The following is a 21,454-nucleotide window of genomic DNA, read 5'->3' as shown; positions in this document are numbered from 1 at the left end:
GCCAGGGGACCACCATCATGGGCCACCATCATTCTCTCGTGTCGGCGCTCGCGGCGCTCGGTGCCGTCGCGCTCGGCGTCCTCGGCGGGGCGACGCCATCGCGCGCCGAGACGCTCCCCGCGATCAATCTCCAGCTCACCCCCTGGACCGTGGTGGCCCGCAAGAAGGGCTTCTTCAAAGACGAGTTCGACCGGATCGGCACGACGCAGGTCAACCTGATCGCCTCCGGCGCGGCCGAGCTGCTCGGCGCCGAGGCCGCGGCGGTGGGCGGCGGCGCCATCGCCATCGCCCAGCGCATGATCTATCCGGCGACCGTGCACCGGGCCAACGGGCTCGACGGGGTGGTGATCTGGGCCTCCGAGCCGTCGAACCGCTACCGCGCGCCGATCCTCGCCCGCGCGGACAACGACGCCATCAAGACGGTGGCGGATCTCGAAGGCAAGAAGTTCGGGTCGAGCCGCATCAGCTGCTACTGGTCGTCGCCCTTCGAGATCCTGGAGAAGGCCGGGCTGCCCTTCGATTCCCGCGAGAAGCAGGGCCGCGTGCGCTACACCTCGATCGACAATCCCGCCGTGGCGATCTCCTCGGTGCTGTCGGGCGCGACCGACGCCACCACAGCGCATCTCGCCGCCGGCGCCTTCGCGGGCGCCTGGCTCTCGGGCAAGCTCAAGGTGGTCGGCCGTTCGCCCGACGATGGCGTCTACGTCAACAACGCCGGCCGGGTGACGTACTTCGCCCGCCGCGACTTCGTGAACAAGTATCCGGAGGTGGTGAAGGCCTTCCTCGCCGCCCGCGAGCGCACCCGCGAATGGACCGCCGACCACGTGGACGAGGCGGCCGAGATCGTCGCCCGGGAGACCCGCGTGCCCGTCGAGGTCGCCAAGTTCCAGATCTCGCATGCCGGCGAATGGGAATTCATGGCCGGCGAGCCCAATGCCGACCGCGCCCGCAACGCCATCAAGACCTTCCAGGCTTGGTACATCGCCCACGGCGACGACATCCTGTCCGAGCGCAAGCTCTCCGACGAGCAGATCAACGCCTTCATCGACGGGCGATTCTTCGTCGGCGGCCAATACTCGATCTACAACTGAACGCGACGGCTCCGGCGTCGCCGCAGGGGCAACGACCGGAGCCGCGTCGTTTCCGGGCACTTGAACGGGACCTGATTGCGATCATGAGCGACACCGCGAATACGGTTGCCGGGGCGCGCTTCGTGGATCCGGCGCCGGTGCGGCGGGCCGCCCGCGCCGTGCAGCCGCGGCGCCGCGGCTTCGGCCTCACGGGCCTCATCCTGCCCCTCGCCATCCTGGTTCTGTGGGAGGCCTCCGCCAGCTTCCGCTGGATCGATCCCGTCTTCCTGCCCGCGCCGCAGCGGGTGGCGACGGCCTTCTGGATGATGCTGACCGCCCAGAACCTCGCACTCGACTTCCTCGCCAGCATCTCGATCGTCGGCCAAGCCTTCCTGTACGGCTCCGCCGCCGCGATCCTTCTCGGGATCGCCGCCGGCTTGTCGCGGCGGGTCGAGGCGTTCTTCGGTCCGACCTTCGACACGATCCGGCACATTCCCGGCATCGCGTGGCTTCCGCTCATCGTGCTGTGGCTCGGCATCGGCGCCCCCGCGAAGGTGCTGGTGATCGCGAAATCCGTGTTCTTCCCGGTCTTCCTGAACACGCTCCAGGGCATCCGGAACGTCGACAAGAACCATATCGAGCTCGCCCGGGCGCTCACCCTCACGCGCTGGCAGTTGGTGCGCCGCGTGGTGCTGCCGTCGGCGCTGCCGAGCATCCTGATCTCGCTGCGCTATGCCGCCGGCCTCGCCTGGGCCCTGGTGGTGGTGGCGGAGGGCCTGAGCGGGCTCGAAGGGCTCGGCTTCCTCATCTTCCGGGCGCAGGGGCTGCTGCTCACCGACCAGCTCATGGTCTGCATGGTCGTCATCGGCCTCATCGGCTTCTCCATCGACCGCGGCATGGCCCTGGTGCAACGGCGCCTGCTGCGCTGGAAACAGGGCTTCGAGGGCTGAACGCGGCCCGCCGGCCCCCTCTCACCAAGGAGCGCTCCCATGGCCGCCGCTGGCCGCCTCGACATCCGCGACGTCTCCAAGACCTATCCGGTCGAGGGCCGCCCTTCGCTCACCGTGCTGTCCCATGTCGGCTTCGAGGTGGCCGCGGGCTCGTTCGTCTCGCTGCTCGGCCCCTCGGGCTGCGGCAAGTCCACGCTGCTGCGCCTGATCCTCGGCCTCGATTCCGATTACGAGGGCGACATTCTCGTCGATGGGAAGCGGATCGCCGGCCCGGCCCTCAGCCGCGGCATCGTCTTCCAGGATCACCGGCTGCTGCCGTGGCTGACGCTGGAGCAGAACGTGGCGCTCAGCCTCGAGAATTCCGGCTGGCCCGCGGCCGAGAAGGCGCGGACGGTGCGCGAGCATATCGGGCTCGTCGGCCTGCGCGGCTTCGAGCAGGCCTATCCGCACCAGCTCTCGGGCGGCATGGCCCAGCGCGCGGCGATCGCCCGCGGGCTCGCCAGCCGGCCGGAGATCCTGCTGATGGACGAGCCCCTCGGCGCCCTCGACGCCCTCACACGGGTGCGGCTCCAGGGTGAGCTGCAGCGCATCTGGCGGGTCGAGAAGGTCACCATGGTCCTCGTGACCCACGACGTGGACGAGGCGATCTTCCTCAGCGACGAGGTGGTCGTGATGAGCCCGGGCCCCGGCCGGGTGGCCGAGCGCATCGCGATCGACCGCGACGGCGCCCGCGACCGGGCCGGCGCGGCCTTCGTCGCCATCAAGCGCCGCATCCTCGAGGCCATGGGCGATGATCTCGGCCACCGCGATGCCGCCTGAGCGGCTCCGGCCGCCCGAGCGGCTGCTCCGGCCGCCCGAGCGGCTGCGGCGGAGCCTCGTCGCGGCCTCCCTCGCCTGCGGGCTCGCGACGGCGGCCGCGGCCATGGATACGGCGCCGTCCACCGATCTCCCGGACCTCTCGGCCGCCCGCGCCAGGATCTACGCGGAGGAATACGAGGCCGCGGCCGCCGAACTGGGCGCACTCACCGCGACCGTGCGGCACGCCGATCTCTACAACCTGCTCGCCTTCGCGCTGCGCAAGCTGAAGCGCTACGACGAGGCGGCGCGCTGGTACAAGGAGGCGTTGTTCTACGACCCGACCCACCGCCCGGCGCTCGAATACCAGGGCGAGCTGTTCCTCGCGGTGGGCGACCTCGACCACGCCCGCAACAATCTCAAGCTCCTGCGCCTGCTCTGCCACCCGGACGGCTGCGAGGAGGTCCGACGGCTGGAGGCCGCCCTGTCGGCCGCGGGCGTGGAGCCGCCACCGCCGTCCTGAGCGGGGCGCCGCCGCCCCGCATTCCACAGCGGACGAGCGCGATGCCGCGCTTCAGTCAAGGAGAAGTCGTGTTCATGTCGAAGAGCCGTTCGCCGTCCCTCGCAAGCCGCGCCCTCGCCGCGCTGGCCCTCGGCGCGATCAGCGCGGCGCCCGCGGTCGCGGACACGCCGGTCCGGGGCGGATCGATCGTGTTCGGGGTCACCACCGACCCGGCCTGCTTCAATCCCCACCGCTCGGTCCAGCAGAACTCGTACATCATCATCCGCAACTACATCGACTCGCTCGTCGCCAAGGGCGAGGGCGGCAAGTTCCTGCCCTGGCTGGCCACCGCGTGGTCGATCTCGCCGGACGGCAAGACCTACCTCTTCCGGCTGCGCGACGGGGTCAGGTTCCACGATGGCGGCGTGCTCGATGCGCAGGCGGTCAAGTTCAACTTCGACTTCATCCGCGATGCCAGGAACACCAACGCCGCCGGCGAATTGCTCAAGGCGGTGGAGAGCGTCGAGGCGGTCTCGCCGGCCGAGGTGAAGCTCACCCTGAACCGTCCCGATTCCGCCCTGCTCGAATCCATCGCGAGCGTCCGGCTCGGCATCGTCTCGCCGAAATCGCTGCAAGCGGGGGACGGGCTCTGCTCCGGCGGTCCGGCCCTGGCCGGCACCGGTCCCTTCGTCTTCGAGAACTACACGCGCGGCCAGTCGGCGAGCTTCGTGCGGAACACGGCGTACCAATGGGGACCGGGCTACGCCGCCCACCAGGGCCCGGCCCATCTCGACCGGCTCACCGTCCGCTTCCTGCCCGAATACGCGGTGCGCGCCGGCGCCCTCACCTCCGGCCAGGTGGACGTGATCGAGGGCGTCCAGCCGACCGATATCGGCCTCTTCAAGGACCAGCCCGGATTCCAGTTCCTCGTCGGCCCGTCCGGGGCCCAGACCTCCTTCACCCTCAACATCAACTATACGATCCCGCCGGCCACCGACCTGCGCGTGCGCCGGGCGCTGCGGGACGGCGCGGATATCGACGCCATCGTCAGGAGCGTCTATCTCGGCACCTATCCGCGCGCATGGTCCAACATCGGCCGCGACAACTTCTTCTCCAACAAGGCCCTGGAGCGCAGCTGGGGCAACGACGCGGCGGGCGCCAACCGGCTCCTCGACGAGGCCGGCTGGACGGGGCGCGATGCCCAGGGCTTCCGCACCAAGGACGGCGAGCGCCTGTCGATCGAGGTCGGCTATCCCCAGCCCTTCGTCCGCGACAACCGGGAGGTGCTGATCCAGGCCCTCCAGGCGCAGCTGCGCAGGAATATCGGCCTCGACCTGAAGCTGCGCTTCATCAGCGCCGGCGAATGGGCCCAGCAGACGCAGAAGGGCACCTGGACCATCTACCCCAACACCTACCTGCCGGCCGATGCCGCCCAGGAGCTGCAGGGCAATATCGGCGAATCGGGCTTCATCCGGGCCGTCGCCGACAAGGGCGACAAGGAACTCTTCCGCCTGATCAACGAGGCCCTGGCCTCCACCGACCTCGACGCGAAGAAGACGCTGGTCGACGCGGCCCAGAAGCGTGCGATCGACCAAGCGTTCATCGTGCCGCTCTTCTCCGCCAACTACCAGCTCGCGGCGAAGGAGTCCGTGCGGGGGCTCTCCTTCGAGACGCAGCTCGATTCCCCGTCGAACTTCTACGACGTGTGGCTGGCGAAGAAGTGAGGGAAGCCATGTGGCGTCCCGTGATCGCGCGGCTCGGCACCGGCCTCCTCGTGGCCTGGGGCAGCCTCACCGCCGCCTTTCTCGCCCTGCACGCGCTGCCCGGCCAAGTCGAGGACATCCTCGCGGGCGACCTCGACTATCCGGGCCTGCGCGAGGCGATCGCCGCCGAATGGGGTCTCGACCGCAGCCTGCCGGCGCAATACCTCGACTTCCTGCTGCGCATCGCGAGCGGCAATTTCGGCACCTCCTACGCGCTGCGCCAGCCGGTGACGGAGATCGTCGCCTCGCAGCTCCTGCCCACCACGCAGCTCGCGGCGGCGGCCGGCATCCTGGCCGCGCTCCTCGCGGTCGCCGTCGCGGTGCTCACCGCCGGCCGGGGCCCGATCGCCCGGAGCCTCGCCGCCTTCCTGGAACTCGTGTTCGCTTCGATGCCGGTGTTCTGGCTCGGCATCCTGCTCCTGATGGCCTTCTCGTTCAGCCTGCGCTGGTTCCCGGTCTCGGGGGCGGAGGGCTGGTCGGCGCTCGTCCTGCCGGCCGTCACCCTGGCGCTGCCCACGGCGGGCCTGCTCGCGCAGGTGCTGCGGGAGGCCATGGAGAAGACCCTGGAGCAGCCCTTCGTCGTGACGGTGCGCGCCCGCGGGCTCGGCGAGACGCTGATCCGGGTGCGCCACGTGCTGCGCCACGCCGCCCTGCCGGTCGCGACGCTCGGCGGATGGATCATCGGCGGGCTCCTCGGGGGCGCCGTCATCACCGAGAAGGTGTTCGGCCGGCCCGGCCTCGGCACGGTGACCCTGAACGCGGTGCTGTCGCACGACGTGCCGGTGGTGCTCGCCGTGGTGCTGCTCGCCGCCTTCGTCCACGTGGCGGCGTCCACGCTCCTCGACATCCTCACCCTGCTCATCGATCCGAGGCTCAAGGCGTCATGACGCACTCCGCTCCTCCCCTGGTCGAGCCCATCGCCCTGGTCGAGCCCGTCGCCCTGGTCGAGCCCGCCGGGACCCGGGACGAAGCCGATGCGGCGGCGAGCGCGCGTGCCCCGCGGCGACGCCTGCCGCCCCTCGGCGTCGTGGCGGCGGGCATCTTCATCGCCGTGCTCCTCCTCGCCGCGGCGGCGCCCGCGCTGATCGCCCGCGCCGATCCGCTGGAGGGGGATGTCCTGGCGGTGCTGGCGCCGCCGAGCCTCGCCCATCCCTTCGGCACCGACCGGCTCGGGCGCGATGTCTTCGCCCGCACCGTGCACGGGGCCCGCACCTCGCTCGGAATCGGGCTCGGCAGCGCGGCGCTCTCGGTGGGGCTCGGCGTGCTGCTCGGGCTCGTCGCCGGCCAGAGGAACCGGCTCCTGGACGAGGGCATCTCGCGCCTGTTCGACGTCGTCTCCTCCTTCCCCGGCGTCCTCCTCGCCATGATGGTGGTGACGTTCCTCGGCCAGGGCATGATGAACATCGCCATCGCGGTCGGGCTCGCCGGCATTCCGAAATTCGGCCGGGTGGTGCGGGCCCAGACCCAGCTCGTGCGGGACGCGGATTACGTGACGCAGGCCGCCATCTACGGGCGCGGGCGCGGCGAGATCTTCCTGCGGCACGTCCTGCCGAACGTGCTGGTGGCGGTGCCGGTGACCGCCACGATCTACGTGGGATCGACCATCCTGGCGGTGTCCGGGCTGAGCTTCCTCGGCCTCGGCCCCCAGCCGCCGACGCCGGAATGGGGCGTGATGCTGGCCGAGGGCCGGGACGTGCTGCGCGTCGCGTGGTGGCCGAGCGTGTTTCCCGGCGCCGCCATCACCCTCACGGTGATCGCCTTCACGGTGGCCGGCAGCCATCTGCAACGCCGCTTCGAGGGGCGCGCGCCATGAGCCCCCCGCGCACGGCCGCCTCCGCAGCCCCCCTGGTGGATCTCGCCGGCCTTCGGGTGACGTTCGACGGCGTGAACGGCGGACGCCCGGTGGTGGACGACGTGGACCTGCTGATCCGCCCCGGCGAATGCGTGGCGCTGGTGGGCGAATCCGGCTCGGGCAAGAGCGTGACCGCCCGCTGCCTCCTCGATCTCGCGGGACCGGGCGCCCGCGTCTCGGCCCGGCGCTTCCTGATCGACGGCGCGGACGCGTCGCGGTTCGACGCGGCCCGGTGGCGGCGCCTGCGCGGGACCTTCGCGGGCCTCGTCATGCAGGACGCGCTGGTCTCGCTCGATCCCTTGCGCACCATCGGCCAGGAGGTGGGCGAGGGGGTCGCCGTCCACGGGCTCGTGCGCGGGCGCGGCGCGGTCGCGGAGCGGGTCGTCGAGACGCTCGCCCGCGTCGGGATCCCCGATCCCGCGGTCCGGGCCGGGCAATACGCCCATCAGCTCTCCGGCGGCCTGCGCCAGCGCGCCCTCATCGCGGCGGCCATCGCGGGCGGCCCGCGGCTGGTGATCGCCGACGAGCCCACCACCGCCCTCGACGCCACGGTGCAGAAGCAGGTTCTGGCGGTGCTCTCGCGCCGGGTGCGGGACGAGGGGGCCGGGCTTCTCCTGATCAGCCACGACCTCGCGGTGGTGGCGGAGATCGCCGACCGCGTCCAGGTGATGCGCGCGGGCCGGGTGGTGGATGCCGGCCCGACCCGCGCGGTGCTGGCGCGCCCGCGCCATCCCTACACGCGCCGGCTCCTCGCCGCCGTTCCCTCGGCCGCCTCCCGGGGCTGCCGCCTCGCCTCGGCGCGGATCGAGGCCGCGCCGGAGGGCGTCTCCCGCCCGGGGGCCGGGCCCGGCACCGTCCGCATCCTGCGCGAGCGGCTGCCGCCACGACCGGCCGCGACCGGCCGGACGGTGCTGGAGGCGGAGGGCCTCACCAAGCGCTACCGCCGCCGGGGCGGCCATGGCGACCTCCTCGCCCTCGACGACGTCTCGTTCACCGTCGGCGCCGGGGAAGTGGTCGGGCTCGTCGGCGAGTCCGGCTCGGGCAAGTCCACCTGCGCCAAGATCGTCCTCGGTCTGCTGGAGCCCGATGCCGGCCGCGTCCGCCTCCTCGGCCAGCCCTGGTCGGGCCTGACCGAGCGCGCGCGCCGGCCGCTGCGGCCCCGGCTCCAGTACATCCCGCAGGATCCCCTGAGCAGCTTCGATCCGCGCTACCGGGTGCGCGACATCATCGCCGAGAATCTCGCGGGGGTGCCGCGGCGGGGGATCGAGGAACGCGTGTGCCTGCTCCTCGATCAGGTCGGCCTCGATGCGGGCCTGCTGGACCGTTTCCCGCGCGCCATGTCCGGCGGACAGCGCCAGCGGGTGGCGATCGCCCGCGCGCTCGCGGCCGAGCCGGCGCTCGTCGTCTGCGACGAGCCGGTCTCGGCCCTCGATATCGGCGTCCAGGCGCAGGTGGTCGACCTGATCGGCGAGCTGCAAGCGCGTCTCGGCACCGCGCTCCTGTTCATCTCCCACGATATCGGCCTCGTGCAACACGTGGCCGACCGCGTGCTGGTGCTGAGCGACGGCCGGGTGGTCGAGGACGGGCCCGTCGACGATGTCCTCGTCCGGCCCGCCCACGCCTATACGCGCAGCCTGCTCGACGCCGTGCCGAAGCCCTTCGCGGCGCACGCCTGATCGTCCTGGGTCCCCGCCCCGGAGCGGGGACGCGGCGGTCCTCAGGCGGCGCGCAGGGTCGCGAGGAAGCGGGCGACCTCGCCGCCGAGGTGCTCGGCCTGCCGCGACAGCTCCGAGGCCGAGGCCAGCACCTGGCTCGCCGCGGCCCCGGTCTCCTCGGCGGCGCCCGCGACGCCGGCGATGTTGCTCGTCACCTCGCCCGTGCCCGCCGCGGCATGGGCCACGTTGCGCACGATCTCCTGGGTGGCCGCGCCCTGCTCCTGCACGGCGGCCGCGATCGAGTTCGCCACCCCGCTGATCTCGCGGATGCGTGCCGCGATGGCGTCGATGGCGGACACGGCCTGCCCGGTCGATCCCTGGATGCGGGCGATCTGGCCGCCGATCTCCTCCGTCGCCTTGGCGGTCTGGGTGGCGAGTTCCTTGACCTCGGCGGCGACGACCGCGAAGCCGCGCCCCGCCTCCCCGGCCCGCGCCGCCTCGATGGTGGCGTTCAAGGCCAGCAGGTTCGTCTGGCCAGCGATGGAGGAGATCAGCCCGACCACGTCGCCGATCTTGGCCACCGCCGCGTTCAGCTCCTGCACGAAGGCCGCCGTCTGGCTCGCCTCCGCGACGGCCGCCTGCGCGAGCGCCGTCGATCCGCCGACCTGCCGGCCGATCTCCTGCACGGAGGCGCCCAGCTCCTCGGCGGCAGCCGCCACCGTGTTGACGTTCGAGGCCGCCTTCTCCGCCGCGGCCGCCACGGTGGTGGACTGGCTCGCCGTCTCGGTGGCCGTGGCGGTCATCGTCTGCGCCGTGGCCTGCAACGCGGTGGCGGAGGAGGACACCAATCCGACGATGCTCCCGACGGCCCGTTCGAGGCCGTTGGCGAGGTCATGCATCGCGACCCTGCGCTGTTCCTCGGCGCCCGCCCGGGCCAGGGCCGATTCGTCCTCCAGCGTCCGCATCCGCACGAGGCCGGTCTTGAAGATCTGGACGGCATCCGCGATCGTCCCGATCTCGGTCCTCGCACCCTGGTGCGGAATCTCGACCGAGAGATCGCCCGCGGCCAGCGCCTGCATGGGCTGCACGACCGAGCGGATGCCGCGCGTCACGCCCCGGACGATCAGGGTGGCGGACACGGCCGAGAGGATGAGCCCGAGGAAGATGGCGGAGAGTCCGATGGCGCGGGCGCTCTCGAAGACGGCCTTGCTGCGCGCCTGGGCCTGCGCCGCGCCGTCGTTGTTCAGGACGATCAGCTTCTCGAGCGCTTCGGCCGCCGCGAGCCGCGACGACAGGCTGTTATACTCGAAGAGTTCGAAGGCCGGCACCTTCTGCCCATTCCGCGACAGGTCGAGGATGGCTTGGCGGACCTCCTCGAACTTGCGCGTCTCCTGGATGAAGACATTGTAGAGGGCGCGCTCCTCGGGAGTGGAGATCATCGCCTCGTAATGGGCCTTCCTGTCGCCGATCACCTGGGCGAGGCTCTTCATCTCCTGCTCGATTTCGGTCACCAGATCGGTGTCCGCGGCCTGGGTATGCCTCAGGAGGAGGCTGGTGTTGCGGGCCGTGAAGGTCGCGATCTCGCCGAGCACCCGCATGCCGGGAAGCCGGTTCATCTCGATATCGAGTTCCTGATCGCGCATCCGTTGCGTGCTGATCAACCCCAGCACGCCCAGGCCGACGATGAAAACGGTCAGGAGCGAAAAAGCCGCAATCAACTTGGTGCGGATCGACAAGCTTCCGAGAGACACGGGCAACCTCTTCCGAATGCCGCTCACCAAGGCACTGGGCGGCTTTCGGACTTAAAAGTTAGGTTGCGACGGTTAACAAAAATCGATATCCGCCAGGGAATTTTCAGAAAACAGCGCGCCGGATTCAGACTTATGAACTGTAAATCCCATTTCCGAGCCGCGATAGACGTTGGCGCGGCAGGGACGAGAAGAGCTCCATCCAGGGTTGTCTCAACGCGGTCGATTCAATTGGGTGGGCCCGGGGGATCCGGCTGCCGAGAGATCGCTCCCGGCTCGGTGGAGCCGCATTCTCCCCCTTTCCGGCCCCGGAAAGGGGGAGAATGCGAGATGAAGGCGGTTGTTGCGCATCGCCGTGTCGAGCCGTGAACCGCGCCTGATGATGATCATCCCATGGACCCGCCATAACGACGGTGATCGCCCTCCGCGCTCGCGAGGATCCGCAGGGCGGCGCGGGCATCGGGCTTGTCGTGCCCCTCGGTCAGGCTGTCGACGACCTGCCGCAACCGGAATACAACCTGCCGGGATCCGGGCATCAGACGCGCCGCCGTTGCGGCGCATCGGAGCATCCAGAACTTCATGTCGGCACGCGCCCCGATCGCGAAGCCCTCATCGAGGCAGGCCATCGCATCCCGGGGCCGGTCGCCCGCGAGGATCTCGCCCTTGATGCGCAGCAATTCCGGGAGGATCCAGCCCTCGCCGGCGGTCAGGCCGGACTCGATGGCTTGGTCGATCACGGGAAGCGCCGCGTCCGGTCGCTGATCGCCGTGCAGGGCCTGGGCGAGATGGCCGAGGAAAAGGACGCGCCGGATCGGCCAGCGTGTCCGCTCCAAGGCGGCGATCCCCGCCGTCAACGTCTCGACTGCGTCGGAATACGCGCCGCGGGCCAGATGCAGGGAGCCCCGGAAGCACTGGTTCCAGGCGCGCCAGGGACCGAACGCGTGCCGGCCGGACACGTCGCCCAGCAGGTCGAGCCGCTCCCCGAAGGCGGCGAGGTCCCCGCAATAATACGCGACCGGACAACCGGATTCGACCAGAACGAGCGAGAGCGTGGTGGCATGACCGCGCTCGCGCGCCTCGGCGACGTTGCGCGCCGCCAGCGCCGAGGCTTGGTCCTGGAAGCCCAGGAACAGCAGGGCCGCGGAATAGAAGGCGCGCGCGTTCAACTCCTGATCATATTGCATCCGCACGATCGCGCTCGACGAGATGCGATCCTCCTGAATCGCGGCGGCGAGCGAAGCGCGCGCGCCGTCGGCGCGTCCGAGGAAGAGCTGGGAGATGCCGAGGATCCGGTGCGCGATCAGGAGGTTCGCCTCGTTCCCGGCCTCGTCGGGGGATCGCGCCAGCCGCTCGAAATCATGGGCGGTCGCGAGGGAGGCGGCGTAGCGGCCGGCGCTCAGCTCGGTCAGCCACAGGCCCCAGAGCGCCCGCAGCCGCAGCTCCACGCTGCCGGAAGCCCGCGCGATCCGGTCGGCGCAGGTCCACGGGACCGACGCCTCCCGGACGGGCCCGATCGTGTAGATCAGGGCCGTCCCGAGCGAGGCCAGGAGCGAGACCTCGCGCGCCGGATCGAGTGCGCCGGTCCGCAGGCTGGCCACGGCCCGCTCGAAGCGGGCCCGGCACTCGTCGACCAGGGACAGCTGGAACCACAGGACGGCCGAGGAGATGGTGAGTTCGGCCCCGAGTGCGCGGTCGCCGTTCGGCCCGAAGCACCAGTCGAGCGCCGCCCGCACGTTGTCCAGCTGGCTGGCATAGGTGGCGGCCCATTCGGCCGCCGGCAGGCGCGACGATTCCTCTTCGGCCGCCGCCATGAACTCCTTGATGCAGAGGGCGTGGCGGCGGCTCAGCCGGTCGAACTCGCCGCGCTCGCGCAGCTTCTGGAGCGCGTAGGCCCGCGTGATCTCCAGCAGCCGGTAGCGCGGAAGCGCCTGCGTGAAGTCGGCACTGACGAGGGATTTGGAGACGAGATTGGTCAGGTGGTCGATCGTGTCCCAGCTCGGCTCCTCGATCGCGGTGACCGCGGTCGCCGCCTCGAGCGAGAAATGGCCGCTGAACACCGAGAGCCGGCAGAGCGTGACCTTCTCTCCGGGGCTCAGGTGGTCGTAGCTCCAGGTCAGCGTCGCCTGCAGGGTCTGGTGGCGGGCGAGCGCGGTGCGCCGCCCAGCGACCAGGACGCGGAACACGTCGTCGAGCCGCAGGGCCACGCCCTGGACGCCGAAGGCGTCGACCCGTCCGGCGGCGAGTTCGATCCCCAGCGGGATCCCGTCCAGGCGGCGGCAGATGCGAACGATGGCGGGCACGTCGTCGGGCGGCACCTCGTAGCGGCCGAGGGTGGAGGCGGCGCGCTCGATGAAGAGCCGGACGGCCGGGGAGGTCAGCGCATCGGCGGCCTGGGCCTCCTGGTCCGTCGGCGGCAAGGCGAGGCCCGGCAGACGCAGGACGTGCTCGCCCTTCGCGCGCAGCGGCTCCCGGCTGGTGACCAGCAACCGCAGATCGGGGTTGGCGAGGAGCAGCTGCTCGGCCGCCCGGGCGGCGGCGGCCACCACCTGCTCGCAATTGTCCAGGATCAGCAGCGCACGGTCGGCCGGCAGGCGGTCCCCGAGCCCCGGCCCGCCGGTCCCGAGAGTCATGCCGATGGCGGACACGATGGCGGCCTCGACGAGGGCCGGATCGGTGATCGGCGCGAGTTCGACGAGGATCACGGCATCGGGCGCCTCCGCCCCCTCGCCGGCCAGGGCGGTCCGGGCGGCTTCGAGGGCGACGGTGGTCTTGCCGACCCCGCCCGGACCGACGACGCTCACGAACCGGTGCCGGGCGAGTTCCTCGCCGATCGCGGCCACGGCCTCCGCCCGCCCCAGCACCGATGTCAGGTTGAGCGGCAGGTTCTGCCGCGCGCCGCGGGGCGGCGCGGAGCCGCGCTCCTGCACGTCGGTGAAGGCGACGTCCGCGACGAAGCTGTAGCCGCGGCGCGCGACGTTGACGATGTATTGCCGCCCGTCCTGGCCGTCGCCGAGGATGCGCCGCAGGGCCGTCATCTGGACCCGGAGATTGGCCTCCTCGACGAAGAGGTCCGGCCAAGCGCTCGCCAGGAGTTCCTGCTTGCTGACGACCTCGCCCGGCCGCTCGACGAGCGCGACCAGCAGCTCGAGGGCCCGCCCGCCCATCGGGACCACGGCGCCGTCCTTCAGCAGCTGCTTCGAGGCGAGGACGAGCCGGAACGGGCCGAACAGCGCCGCGCGAGTGGAGGATGCCATGGGCGTTCCGCGATAGCCTGCCGCGCCTACGATGTCCGCCATCATCATTCAAGGACGGTGCCACGCGGTTTCGTCATCGAAAACCTGCATCGGACCAAGACCCTGAACTGATCGATCGATGGCCGGCCGACGTAAAACCGCCTAGATTCGGCCGATCTGGCGAACGGAGCGGCTGCCGTCATGGAATCCACCATCACCGCGATGCAAGCGGCCAAAGGGACGAGGGAGCCGGGCGGCGTGCTCGCCTGCGTGCTGCTGGCCATGGTGGCGATGGCGGGTCCTCTCTACATCGACATCATGCCCTCCATCGTGGCGGCATTGCGCGCCGAGTTCGGGCTGAGCGCGACGCAGGCCGGCTTCGTCGCCGCGGCCAACGGCTACGGGTCGACCGCCGGTGCGCTGCTCGCGCTGTTCGTCGTGCCACGGCTGCCCTGGGGCCTCCTGGCGACCGCCCTTCTCCTCGCGCTCGCCGCGGCGGATGTCGCGACCACGGCCGCGCGAAGCTACGAAGCGCTGATCGGCCTGCGGGCGGTCCACGGCATCGTCGGCGGCCTTCTCGTGGGCCTCGCCTACTCGCTGATCGCGCAGCTGCGCGATCCCCGCCAGGGTTTCGGCATCCTCTTCGTATTCCATTTCGGCTTCGGCGGGATCGGCGTTCTCGTCTCCGTCTTCCTCGCGCCGCTGATGAGCCACGGAATCGTCTTCCTCATCCTCGCCGCCTTCGATCTCCTCGCCCTGTTCGTCGTGCCGCTCCTGCCCGCCTTCACGCAGCCCGGGCGAAGCGCGCGAGCGGCACGGGCGATCGACCGGCCCCGCGGCAGCGGCCTCGCGCGGATCGCCGGCCTGTTCCTGTTCCAGGCGGCCAATCTCGGGCTCGGCGCCTTCCTGATCGGCCTCGGCGCCGATCTCGGCCATGCCCCGGCCTTCGCGAGCTTCGCCGTCGGCCTCGGATTGGGGGCCGGCACCCTCGGCGCGATCGCGATGCTCCGGCTCAGCGGCGCCTTCGGCTGGCGGCCGATGATCCCGGTCATGCTCGCGGCCGGCCTCAGCAAGGTGCTGGTCGGGATCGGCCATGATCCGGTGGTCTTCGCCGTCGCCGTCTCGGCGATCTTCCTGACCATGGCGATGGCGCTGCCCTATGCCTTCGCGCTCTGCGCCGCGGGCGACGCGAGCGGGCGGTCCTCGGTTCTGGCCGGCTTCGCCTCCAAGCTCGGCCTGTCGACCGGCCCCGCGATCGGCGGGCTGCTCTATCCGCTGGGCCCGCAGGTGCTGATCGGCGCGGCAATCGTCACGGTCGCGGCCGCCACGATCCTGTTCGGCCTGTCGCTGCGCGGGCCGCTCCATCATCAACGGGCGTGACAGATTTTGCAGTAATTTGCACCCGGACCGCCCGCGCCTTCGCTATCCCGGGGCCACGAGAGAAGGTTTGATCGGGAGAGCCGCATGGCATCGAACGCACCGGATCCCGGCGAGGTCGGGGGGCCGGACGGAACACCGCTTCACGCGCGCGAACTGGACCTCGTGCGGCAAGCCGTCGACGAGGCGTTCCGGCAGGGGGCCGATTGCGAGATCGAGCAGGCGGTGCGCGTGCGCAACCGGCTCTCGGTGCGGCTGCGCGCGCAGGTGCGCCTGCAACGCCACCGCGACGAGACGATCTCGGCCGTGCACATCGCCTTCGAGCGTGACGGAGAGCCCGCCGCGGCCTGGACGCTGACCCTGGAGAACGGGCGTCCCGACGGGGTCCGGACGCCGGGCGGCCCCGACCCTGCCGCCGAAACCATCAACGCCTTCACCGCCGTCATTCTTCACGCGGAAGCCATCAAGCGCGACTTCCACCGAAGCCGCCTGGCGGACATGGCATCCTCGATCGAGAGCATCATCGCCAACACGCACCGGGCCTGGAAGCACGTGAGCGCCTTCAGCCGCGAATAGGGCGGAGGGCTGCCCGATCAGTCAGCGCCGCCGGTTCCGCCACCGGCGGATGAGCCGGCGCGCCGCGATGACGACGGCGGCGATCAGGACGATCACCCCCGGGACGGGATTGAGGGCGAAGGCCGCGTTCGCGAGCACGGCGATGCCGATCACGGCGACCTACGAGCGCCTCCCTCCCGCATCGTCAATGACGCCCGCTCGGGCGAACGGTCCCGCTTTGCCTCCGTCGAGGAGGTAGGATGGAGATGGTTCAGACCGGGAGCCGGCCGCTCACGCGCGCCGCTCTCGCCGGGAGGAGACGCGTCCTCGACGACGGGCGCAGCGTGTCGCGCAAGGAATTGTCGGCTGCGGCCAGGGAGGCCGCGAAGGCGCTCGACCTGCGTGCGGCCCTGCGCGTCGTGCTGTCCGAACTCGCGGCCGTGTGGGGCGAACAGGCATGGGCGCGCCCGATCGTGTGGCCCTCGAACGAGCACCTGGTCTCGCGGACCGGGCTCTCGGAGCGCGCGGTGCGCTACGCCCTGCGCGACCTCGTCGCCATGGAACTCATCACGCCCAAGGACTCGGCCAACGGCAAGCGCTACGCGATCCGGGCGCCGGACGGGACGATCGTCGACGCCTTCGGGTTCGATCTGACCCCGGTCTATGCGCGACGCGGCAAATGGGCGGCGATGATCAAGGCCCGGGCCGACAGACAGGAGCGGCGCAAACGCGCCTTCGACCTCCTGACGATCCATCGGCGCGCCGTGGCCGAAGCCCTGCACGCGCTCGGCCTGCGCTATCCCGAGACGCCGATTGCCGACCTGACGGCGGCTCAGGCCAGCCTCGAGAGCACGACGCCGGGCCGGCGCGGCTCCGGCGATCCGGAGATCCTCCTCGAAGCCTGGGCCGAACTGCGCCATATGGTGGAGGAGCGCTTCTACACAGCCGGCGATGACGGCAGGAATTGCCGCCACATAGAAACAGACAATGGATCTCCGAGTGAGTCTTGGAGCAAGGGCTCACCGGGACCGGTTGGGGCCGTCCGCCCCATCGAGCGACCGGCCTTGGGTCCGCAACCCGCGCTCGTCGCGGCGGCCTGCCCCGTGGTCCGCGACCTGGTGCGTGGCGAACTCCGCGAGGAGCACGACATCCTCGACGCCGGGCGGCAATTGCGAGCCTCGATCGGGGCGCATCAATCCGCCTGGGCAGAGGCCTGCCGCATCCTGGGGCCCTTGCAGGCCGCCGTGCTGGTGCTCATCGTTGCCCAGCTCCACGACGACGACGTCACCTCGGGCCAGGACCGGATCCGCAATCCGGGCGGCTACTTCCGGCGCCTCGTGCGGCTGACGGGAGAGGGACGCTACAACCCGGAAGCCGAGCTTCTCGCGATGCGCCGAAGGCGCCTGACGTGACGATCGCCTCGGGCCACCAGCGCGGGATCGGCCGGCCCGGCCCAATCGGGTGAGGCTGCGCAGGGGCTTTCGAGGAGGGAGAGGATTCGTGCCTGAACCGGCTTCACCTTGGGATCCTCGTGCCCGAGCTTGCGGCTTCGCTTCATCATGAAGTTCAAGCCCGGGAGCCGAGCGAATTGGCTACGACCTTGGCGGGGACGCCCGAGAAATGTCGGGTATCGCACCAAACAGAGAATGCGGATCATCATGACGATCACGGCCATTGATGATCCAGGTGAGTGCCACATGTCTCGGACAGGCCTATCAGCGGTCGGTCACCCTGGCCTTGTCCACGCGGATGCGGCACTCGGTCAGGGTCACGAGCGGGCCGGGCCTCTCTTCTCGATCGTGAAGCCCGGCCCGCTTTCAATCGCGCAGGACCGCTCGGCAGAGAGCCTTCGCCGTTGCGGGGGCGGCGAGAGCCCGGGCAAGGACCGTGCCCGCTCCGGCTCACTCCGACGCGCTGGCCTTCTTCGGACGTCCGCGTCCCTGCTTCGGCTCGGCGGGCGGCCTCACCGGCTCCTCCACGACGGTTTGCTCCCCGGCAGCCGCGCGCGCGCGGCGGGTCTGACCGAGGCCGAGGCTCTTGGCGAGTTCGGAGCGCTGGGCCGCGTAGTTCGCCGCCACCATCGGGTAATCCGGCGGCAGGCCCCACTTCTCGCGATACTGCTCCGGCGTCAGGCCCCGGCCCGACAGGTGCCGCTTGAGAGACTTGTAGGGCTTGCCGTCCTCCAGCGAGATGATCGCGTCCGGCGTGACGCTTCGCCGGATCGGCACCGGCGGCGTGAGCTTGACGGGTTCGGGCCCGGTGGGCTTGCCGAGGCTGCCGAGGCTCTGGGACACGCTCTGGATCAGAGCCGACAGCTCACTGGCCGGTACGTTGTTCTTCGACACGTAGGCCGAGACGATATCGCTCACCAGCGCGAGATGAGCAGCCGCAGGCACGTCGGTCATGCGTTTTCCCGAGTTATCCTCAGCAGGCTGGCGCCGTTTCTTGGTAGCGTCAATGCGGGAAATCGATGCAGTCAGGGGAAAAACGGGCCAAGCTTCGGTATTCGTCGACGCGTCGGAGCTAATCTCTCGTAAACCACAAGTGTGAATGCCGGGCTGATGAGGCGGTGGACGTTGCCGACGACCGCCCTGAGACGCGCCGCTTCAGGATCGACCGAAGGGCTCATGGCTCCTCGCGGGCATTCGAGCGGCGGCTACTCCGCGGCGGCGAGCGGACGGGATCCGTCCTGCCGCGTCAGCCCGAAGAATCCGAGCGCTGCGGCGACGATGACCGCACCGAAGGCCGCGGCGATCCCGAGCACGAGCCCGAAGCCGCCGTGATCGTGCAGGACGGCGATCATCGGCACCACGAGGCCGCTCACGGTGAAGCCGAGGAAGTAGCGCACGCTGTAGGCCCGGGCGCGGTAGGCGGGCGGCACGTAGTGGGCCACCATCGCGTCGTTGATGACGACCTGCCCGTAGAGGGCCGCCATCGTCAGGACGAGTCCGAGCAGGAGCGGAAGGCCGGAACTCACCGCCGCGATGCCGAGACCGACCGGTTGCAGCACGGCCAGGGCGACGAAGAGCGTCGGCAGGCTGTAGCGGTCGATGAGGCGCCCCATCAGCAACTGGGTCAGGGCGCCGAACACGAACACGAGGGTGGCAACCGACCCGATCAGGGCGAGCGGCAATCCCTCGCCGACGCGCTCGTGCACGACCTTGGGCAGGGCGATGGTGGTGATGTTGAAGGTCATTCCGCCCGCCACGATGGCGATGCCGAAGACCACGAGGAGCGGGAGCGGGCGCGAGACCGCGATGACGGGGGCGCTCCCGGCCTGGCCGCGGGTCCCGTCCCCGTCGCCCGGGACGAGGGCCAGGAAGGCGATCCCGCAGGCGAGACAGAACAGGCCGGGCACGATGAAGGCCGCCTGCCAGCCGAGTCCCGCCGCCAGGAGCGCCGTGACCCCCGAGGCGGTGGCCGCGCCGAGATTGCCCCACACCCCGTTCACGCCGAGATCGCGGCCGAGGCGGCGCGCGTGGGTGACCAGCATGGTCGAGCCGACCGGATGGTAGATCGCGGATGCGAGCCCCAGCACGCAGAGCCACAGGGCGAAGGCGGTCGGGCTCGCCGCGCTCGCCACGCCGAGGCAGGACAGGCCGTAGCCGAGGAAGAAGATCGCCAGCATGGTCCGCCGCCCGAACCGGTCGGCGAGCCAGCCCATCGGCAGCGAGCAGAGGCCGAAGGCGACGAAGGCGCCGGTGGCGAGCCCGATCAGCTCCCCGTAGCCGAGGCCGGTCTGCGCCGCGATGGCGATGACGGCGGTCGGGTAGATCAGCAGCACGAAATGGTCGAGGGCGTGCGCCACGTTGACGAAGCGCAGCGTGCGGCGGGAGAGGGTCTCGGCGTCCATCGGGCAGGCGTCTCCGCGGGTTCGCATCCCTGTCTATCTGACCCGTTGAACGCTGTCGGGCCGAAGGTGTACGCGATCGGGCCAAGGAGGTGCGATGCGCTCGATCCAGGCCGAGGATTACCAGACCGTGCCGCGCGCCGTCGCGGTGATGCCCAAGACCTACGCGGCCGGCAGCCGGACGGGCCGCCACACCCATCCCCGCGCGCAGCTCCTCTACGCGACGGCGGGCCTGATGGTGGCGACGGCCGAGGACGGCACCTGGGTCGTGCCGGAGGGCCATGCCCTCTGGATCCCGCCGGGCCTGCCCCACGCCGTGGCGATGCACGGCGATGTCTCGATGTGCTCGGCCTATCTCGCCCTCGAGGCCATCACCGGCTTCCCCGCCCGGGCGCGCGTCGTCGAGGTCTCCGCCCTGCTCGCCGCCGCACTGGCCGCGCTGACGCGGGAGCCCGTCCTCTACGACGAGGCCGGGCGCGGCGGCCATCTGGCGGCGCTGGTGCTCGACGAGATCGGCCGGGCCCCCGAGACCCCGCTGACGCTGCCCCTGCCGGGCGATGCGCGCCTCCGGCGGATCTGCATCGGCCTGATCGACGACCCGGCCCTGGATCTGGACCTCGACGCCTGGGCCGATCAGGCCGGGGTCAGCCGCCGCACGCTGACGCGCGGGTTCCGTCACGAGACGGGCCTCAGCTTCGGGCAGTGGCGGGCCCGGGCCCGGGTGGTGCGGGCCCTGGCGCTCCTGGCGGACGGTCAGGCGCCGCGCCAGGTCGCGGCCTGCGTGGGCTATCGCAGCCTCCAGGCTCTCCGGGGCAGGATCGGGAACCTGATCGACGCTCCCGCCTGACGCGGGGATCGAAGGAGCAGGTCCGGGACCGCCGGAATCGTCCGCGAGGTCAGCTCAGGCGCTGGCGGCGCTCCTTCTGGATGAGCTTGGTCAACTGGCGCCCGAGTTCCAGAAGCAGCATGTCGACGAGCTTCATCAGGAAGCGCTCATCCGTCTCGGCGATGGCGTCGCGCGCCGACAGGCAATGGTCCACCGCCCTCTCCAGCGGATGAGCGGAAGCCGACCCGATCTGCCGACCGTAGGGCCTGTCGCTCAGCCGGCTTCCCGTCATGTCGACCAGGATGCCCTGACCGCGGATCGGCCGGCCGGCCTCATCGAGGTCGTAGCGGCCGCGGACGAGCACCCACCGTTCCGTACCGTCGCGCGCGATGAGGCGGAACTCGGCGACGACGGACGCGCCGTCGGCCGCATTCTGCCGCATCCGCCTCATCACTTCGTCGCGGTCGTCGGGATGGATGCAGTCGGCGAAGCGCGCCAGCGAGATCCCGCTCGTCACCTGTTCCGGAGCAACGCACAGCATTTCGGCGACGGCGTCGTTCGCGCGCAGGCGATCTGCATGGATATCCCACTCCCAGGACCCCACTCCCTCGCCCAAGGGAACAGTTGCCTTTGGATGAAAGCGAACCGGGGATATTGTGCGCGCCGCAGACCTGCCCACCATAGCCTCCAAGGCGAACATCCGAACTATTCCAGACTGATAGAGGGAGCTTTGCGGATACATCAAGAGGGTATCCGGGACGCGCGCGGCTGAGCGGAGCCCGCATGGTTGCCGCGTCCGTCACGCCTGATAGAGAGGCCGAGCGACGGGAGGACAGAATGAAAGACAAGACCGGCTGTTCCACCCCGTTTCACGCCCGTGAACGCAGCGGATCCGATGCCGACGGCGAAGACACGGCAGCTCAACCGCACGCTCCCGTCTCTGATCCGCTTGCCGCGGACTTCGCCCATCTGACGTTGCCGGGGGGACCGGCCGAACGGGTACAACGCAGAATTGCGCAGGCGCTGGGGATGTCATCCACAGCGTTCCTCGAACAAGGTGTTGAAACCGTGCAACGCGCGGAGCCGGATGCCGCCGCATCCGAGAGCCAGACCCTCGCGCTGGTGCGCGCCTTCAGCCGGATCTCCGACCCGCAGACCCGGCGGATGTGTCTGGAGATGATCGAGGCTGCGGCCGACCGGGAAGCGGAGCGGGACGCTTGAGCAGCGTTCGCCGAAGCGGTCTCCCTCCGGCGAACGATGGGGAGCCAGGAAGCGGAT

19 protein-coding genes are annotated in these 21,454 nt (G+C 70.6%); 13 read left to right on the top strand and 6 right to left on the bottom strand.

The window, feature by feature from the left end:
- Window positions 1-17: 17 nt before the first annotated feature.
- From ACE101_RS11895 to ACE101_RS11860, 8 genes are all read left to right on the top strand, one after another.
- A complete protein-coding gene (locus ACE101_RS11895) occupies window positions 18-1,091 on the top strand; it encodes an ABC transporter substrate-binding protein (RefSeq protein WP_379129468.1) in 1,074 nt (357 codons plus the stop codon).
- Between the two features lie 83 nt (window positions 1,092-1,174).
- The gene (locus tag ACE101_RS11890; protein ID WP_379129465.1) at window positions 1,175-2,020 is read left to right on the top strand and encodes an ABC transporter permease; all 846 of its coding nucleotides are present in this window, start codon (window positions 1,175-1,177) and stop codon (window positions 2,018-2,020) included.
- A 39-nt stretch (window positions 2,021-2,059) separates the two neighbouring features.
- Window positions 2,060-2,839: an ABC transporter ATP-binding protein gene (locus ACE101_RS11885; protein ID WP_379129462.1), complete on the top strand. Its 780-nt coding sequence runs from the start codon at window positions 2,060-2,062 to the stop codon at window positions 2,837-2,839.
- Window positions 2,811-3,338 (top strand): tetratricopeptide repeat protein, encoded by a 528-nt coding sequence (locus tag ACE101_RS11880; protein ID WP_379129459.1) that lies wholly within the window; start codon window positions 2,811-2,813, stop codon window positions 3,336-3,338. Before ACE101_RS11885 ends, ACE101_RS11880 begins: the two co-directional genes overlap by 29 nt.
- A 74-nt stretch (window positions 3,339-3,412) precedes the next feature.
- The gene (locus ACE101_RS11875; protein WP_379129457.1) at window positions 3,413-5,041 is read left to right on the top strand and encodes an ABC transporter substrate-binding protein; all 1,629 of its coding nucleotides are present in this window, start codon (window positions 3,413-3,415) and stop codon (window positions 5,039-5,041) included.
- Between the two features lie 8 nt (window positions 5,042-5,049).
- Window positions 5,050-5,967 carry an ABC transporter permease gene (locus ACE101_RS11870; protein ID WP_379129455.1) on the top strand — a complete coding sequence of 306 codons (918 nt, stop codon included), beginning with the start codon at window positions 5,050-5,052 and terminating at the stop codon, window positions 5,965-5,967.
- Window positions 5,964-6,893, top strand: a complete 930-nt coding sequence (locus tag ACE101_RS11865) for an ABC transporter permease (protein ID WP_379129453.1) — start codon at window positions 5,964-5,966, stop codon at window positions 6,891-6,893. The genes ACE101_RS11870 and ACE101_RS11865 overlap by 4 nt, the downstream gene beginning before the upstream one ends.
- A complete protein-coding gene (locus ACE101_RS11860) occupies window positions 6,890-8,608 on the top strand; it encodes an ATP-binding cassette domain-containing protein (RefSeq protein WP_379129451.1) in 1,719 nt (572 codons plus the stop codon). Before ACE101_RS11865 ends, ACE101_RS11860 begins: the two co-directional genes overlap by 4 nt.
- 41 nt (window positions 8,609-8,649) lie before the next feature.
- Here the strand turns inward: ACE101_RS11860 and ACE101_RS11855 are convergent, their stop codons facing one another.
- Together ACE101_RS11855 and ACE101_RS11850 are read right to left on the bottom strand one after the other, a co-directional pair.
- Window positions 8,650-10,338, bottom strand: coding sequence for a methyl-accepting chemotaxis protein (locus ACE101_RS11855; protein WP_379129448.1), 1,689 nt, complete (start codon window positions 10,336-10,338; stop codon window positions 8,650-8,652).
- A 383-nt stretch (window positions 10,339-10,721) separates the two neighbouring features.
- Window positions 10,722-13,589: an ATP-binding protein gene (locus tag ACE101_RS11850; protein WP_379129445.1), complete on the bottom strand. Its 2,868-nt coding sequence runs from the start codon at window positions 13,587-13,589 to the stop codon at window positions 10,722-10,724.
- Window positions 13,590-13,769: 180 nt separating this feature from the next.
- On the opposite strand from ACE101_RS11850, the gene ACE101_RS11845 reads away from it, so the two are divergent.
- Window positions 13,770-14,948: an MFS transporter gene (locus ACE101_RS11845; RefSeq protein ID WP_379129442.1), complete on the top strand. Its 1,179-nt coding sequence runs from the start codon at window positions 13,770-13,772 to the stop codon at window positions 14,946-14,948.
- Window positions 14,949-15,032: 84 nt separating this feature from the next.
- The gene (locus tag ACE101_RS11840; RefSeq protein WP_379129440.1) at window positions 15,033-15,521 is read left to right on the top strand and encodes a hypothetical protein; all 489 of its coding nucleotides are present in this window, start codon (window positions 15,033-15,035) and stop codon (window positions 15,519-15,521) included.
- A 21-nt stretch (window positions 15,522-15,542) separates the two neighbouring features.
- Here ACE101_RS11840 and ACE101_RS11835 read toward each other — a convergent pair whose 3' ends face one another.
- Window positions 15,543-15,674: a hypothetical protein gene (locus tag ACE101_RS11835; protein ID WP_379129437.1), complete on the bottom strand. Its 132-nt coding sequence runs from the start codon at window positions 15,672-15,674 to the stop codon at window positions 15,543-15,545.
- A gap of 86 nt (window positions 15,675-15,760) precedes the next feature.
- On the opposite strand from ACE101_RS11835, the gene repC reads away from it, so the two are divergent.
- Window positions 15,761-16,912 carry a plasmid replication protein RepC gene (gene repC, locus ACE101_RS11830; RefSeq protein WP_379129435.1) on the top strand — a complete coding sequence of 384 codons (1,152 nt, stop codon included), beginning with the start codon at window positions 15,761-15,763 and terminating at the stop codon, window positions 16,910-16,912.
- A 489-nt stretch (window positions 16,913-17,401) separates the two neighbouring features.
- Here repC and ACE101_RS11825 read toward each other — a convergent pair whose 3' ends face one another.
- Both ACE101_RS11825 and ACE101_RS11820 read right to left on the bottom strand, forming a co-directional pair.
- Window positions 17,402-17,905 carry a Ros/MucR family transcriptional regulator gene (locus tag ACE101_RS11825; RefSeq protein WP_379129432.1) on the bottom strand — a complete coding sequence of 168 codons (504 nt, stop codon included), beginning with the start codon at window positions 17,903-17,905 and terminating at the stop codon, window positions 17,402-17,404.
- Window positions 17,906-18,156: 251 nt separating this feature from the next.
- Window positions 18,157-19,353, bottom strand: a complete 1,197-nt coding sequence (locus ACE101_RS11820) for an MFS transporter (RefSeq protein WP_379129429.1) — start codon at window positions 19,351-19,353, stop codon at window positions 18,157-18,159.
- Between the two features lie 94 nt (window positions 19,354-19,447).
- Between ACE101_RS11820 and ACE101_RS11815 the strand changes: the two genes are divergently transcribed.
- Window positions 19,448-20,197, top strand: a complete 750-nt coding sequence (locus tag ACE101_RS11815) for a helix-turn-helix domain-containing protein (protein ID WP_379129426.1) — start codon at window positions 19,448-19,450, stop codon at window positions 20,195-20,197.
- Window positions 20,198-20,246: 49 nt separating this feature from the next.
- Here ACE101_RS11815 and ACE101_RS11810 read toward each other — a convergent pair whose 3' ends face one another.
- A complete protein-coding gene (locus tag ACE101_RS11810; protein WP_379129424.1) occupies window positions 20,247-20,780 on the bottom strand; it encodes a PAS domain-containing protein in 534 nt (177 codons plus the stop codon).
- 233 nt (window positions 20,781-21,013) lie between these two features.
- Between ACE101_RS11810 and ACE101_RS11805 the strand changes: the two genes are divergently transcribed.
- On the top strand, window positions 21,014-21,397 hold the full coding sequence (locus ACE101_RS11805) for a hypothetical protein (protein ID WP_379129422.1): 384 nt from the start codon (window positions 21,014-21,016) through the stop codon (window positions 21,395-21,397).
- The last annotated feature ends 57 nt before the right edge of the window (window positions 21,398-21,454 follow it).

This window comes from Methylobacterium carpenticola, from assembly GCF_042748905.1.
Lineage (GTDB): Bacteria > Pseudomonadota > Alphaproteobacteria > Rhizobiales > Beijerinckiaceae > Methylobacterium > Methylobacterium carpenticola.
Note: the sequence above shows the minus strand (reverse complement) of the source record. Positions and strands in the feature narration are given on the sequence as shown.

Bases quoted from the DNA above. Each gene is read 5' to 3' on its own strand.
- ACE101_RS11895 (WP_379129468.1), top strand. From the start codon at position 18: ATGGGCCACCATCATTCTCTCGTGTCGGCGCTCGCGGCGCTCGGTGCC.
- ACE101_RS11890 (WP_379129465.1), top strand. From the start codon at position 1,175: ATGAGCGACACCGCGAATACGGTTGCCGGGGCGCGCTTCGTGGATCCG.
- ACE101_RS11885 (WP_379129462.1), top strand. From the start codon at position 2,060: ATGGCCGCCGCTGGCCGCCTCGACATCCGCGACGTCTCCAAGACCTAT.
- ACE101_RS11880 (WP_379129459.1), top strand. From the start codon at position 2,811: ATGATCTCGGCCACCGCGATGCCGCCTGAGCGGCTCCGGCCGCCCGAG.
- ACE101_RS11875 (WP_379129457.1), top strand. From the start codon at position 3,413: ATGTCGAAGAGCCGTTCGCCGTCCCTCGCAAGCCGCGCCCTCGCCGCG.
- ACE101_RS11870 (WP_379129455.1), top strand. From the start codon at position 5,050: ATGTGGCGTCCCGTGATCGCGCGGCTCGGCACCGGCCTCCTCGTGGCC.
- ACE101_RS11865 (WP_379129453.1), top strand. From the start codon at position 5,964: ATGACGCACTCCGCTCCTCCCCTGGTCGAGCCCATCGCCCTGGTCGAG.
- ACE101_RS11860 (WP_379129451.1), top strand. From the start codon at position 6,890: ATGAGCCCCCCGCGCACGGCCGCCTCCGCAGCCCCCCTGGTGGATCTC.
- ACE101_RS11850 (WP_379129445.1), bottom strand. From the start codon at position 13,589: ATGGCATCCTCCACTCGCGCGGCGCTGTTCGGCCCGTTCCGGCTCGTC.
- ACE101_RS11845 (WP_379129442.1), top strand. From the start codon at position 13,770: ATGGAATCCACCATCACCGCGATGCAAGCGGCCAAAGGGACGAGGGAG.
- ACE101_RS11840 (WP_379129440.1), top strand. From the start codon at position 15,033: ATGGCATCGAACGCACCGGATCCCGGCGAGGTCGGGGGGCCGGACGGA.
- repC (WP_379129435.1), top strand. From the start codon at position 15,761: ATGGAGATGGTTCAGACCGGGAGCCGGCCGCTCACGCGCGCCGCTCTC.
- ACE101_RS11825 (WP_379129432.1), bottom strand. From the start codon at position 17,905: ATGACCGACGTGCCTGCGGCTGCTCATCTCGCGCTGGTGAGCGATATC.
- ACE101_RS11820 (WP_379129429.1), bottom strand. From the start codon at position 19,353: ATGGACGCCGAGACCCTCTCCCGCCGCACGCTGCGCTTCGTCAACGTG.
- ACE101_RS11815 (WP_379129426.1), top strand. From the start codon at position 19,448: ATGCGCTCGATCCAGGCCGAGGATTACCAGACCGTGCCGCGCGCCGTC.
- ACE101_RS11805 (WP_379129422.1), top strand. From the start codon at position 21,014: ATGAAAGACAAGACCGGCTGTTCCACCCCGTTTCACGCCCGTGAACGC.